3 protein-coding genes are annotated in these 1,301 nt (G+C 44.4%); all 3 read left to right on the forward strand.

The window, feature by feature from the left end:
* Positions 1–296: IS66 family insertion sequence element accessory protein TnpB (locus tag HC000_RS18255; protein ID WP_179808388.1), on the forward strand; the 296-nt coding region annotated here is incomplete at its 5' end.
* Positions 293–643 (forward strand): IS66 family insertion sequence element accessory protein TnpB, encoded by a 351-nt coding sequence (gene tnpB / locus HC000_RS18260; protein WP_010554756.1) that lies wholly within the window; start codon positions 293–295, stop codon positions 641–643. The genes HC000_RS18255 and tnpB, both read left to right, overlap by 4 nt.
* Positions 644–723: 80 nt before the next feature.
* On the forward strand, positions 724–1,301 hold a 578-nt coding region (locus HC000_RS18265; protein ID WP_179808389.1), incomplete at its 3' end, for an IS66 family transposase zinc-finger binding domain-containing protein.

The raw sequence follows: 1,301 nt of genomic DNA on the forward strand, positions 1-1,301 counted from the left end.
AACGCAGTACGTTTAGTGGTACTAATATTGAATTCTGCCAACACCATAATGTCGCTATTACGACTTATTATAAACAACGTGCTTTACTGGCAAAAGACCAGCCTAATTCCACCTTGCCAGTGCACACGCAGTGCCTTACATCATCACGTTTTGTCCAGGTAAAACAAACTACTGAAGTCTGCGCGCAAACTCGTCAAAATACGCTGCAGTTTGATACGCTAACCGGCCAACTCACGTTTCCTATCGATTTAGCGACGGCCGATATCGTTGCCATTATTAAAGGGCTAACGGTATGAGGATGTTCGTTGATGTACCCACCGTCTATTTATGTGCCGATGCCGTTGATTTTCGAAAATCAATTAATGGTCTGGCGGCGTTGGTGGAAGCAGAGCTTGAACTACCCGTGCTCAGTGGTGCGCTATTTGTGTTTTGTAATAAAGGCCGTGACAAACTCAAACTGCTTTACTGGGATAACACCGGTTTTGCACTGTGGTATAAGCGATTAGATAAGCATAAGTTCAAATGGCCCAAACTCATGTCACCCACCATGACCTTAAGCGAGCAGCAATTACACTGGTTATTATCGGGTTATGATGTGATTGGACACAGTAAAATTGATGTCGCAGGTAAGCAAATGCTTTAATATTTGCGATCGATTGATGATCATCAAAGTGAGTTCAGTTAGCACTGCAAAGCCTTTGATGATGCCTTAAAATAGGCGTCATGAAAAATGAACTCGCCCTTAAACAGCGCATTGCTGAACTTGAAAAACTGTTAGCGCAGAAGGATGCCCAGATTGCGGCATTGGAAGAGCGCTGGAGCTTGGCCCAACAAAAACAATTCGGCAAAAGTGCTGAAGGCTTTGCCGGGCAAGGCGAGTTATTCAATGAAGTGGAAGAAATTGTTGAGGAAGTTGAGGCAGAGCAACAATCCATTAGCTATACCCGTAAAAAGCCGGTGCGTAAGCCACTGCCAAAAGACTTACCTCGTGAGCAGGTTATTCACGACATCATCGACAAAACCTGTGATTGCTGTGGCGGTGAGCTACATAAAATGGGTGAAGATAAGTCAGAAAAGCTTGAGTTCATACCCGCTAAAATCAAAGTGATTGAGCATATTAGGCCTAAATACGCCTGCCGTCACTGTGATAAATCCTTAACTCAGACACAGATTAAACAAGCCTCAATGCCTGCCATGCCCATCAACAAAGGCATTGCAACCAGCAGTTTGCTCAGTCAGCTTATCACCAGTAAATACCAATACGGGTTACCGCTGTATCGCCAGGAAGCGATGTTTAAGCA

This window comes from Pseudoalteromonas sp. MIP2626 (assembly GCF_013414205.1).
GTDB classification, from domain to species: Bacteria; Pseudomonadota; Gammaproteobacteria; order Enterobacterales; family Alteromonadaceae; genus Pseudoalteromonas; species Pseudoalteromonas nigrifaciens.

Coding starts and splice junctions, on each gene's coding strand:
- tnpB (WP_010554756.1), top strand. CDS start 293: ATGAGGATGTTCGTTGATGTACCCACCGTCTATTTATGTGCCGATGCC.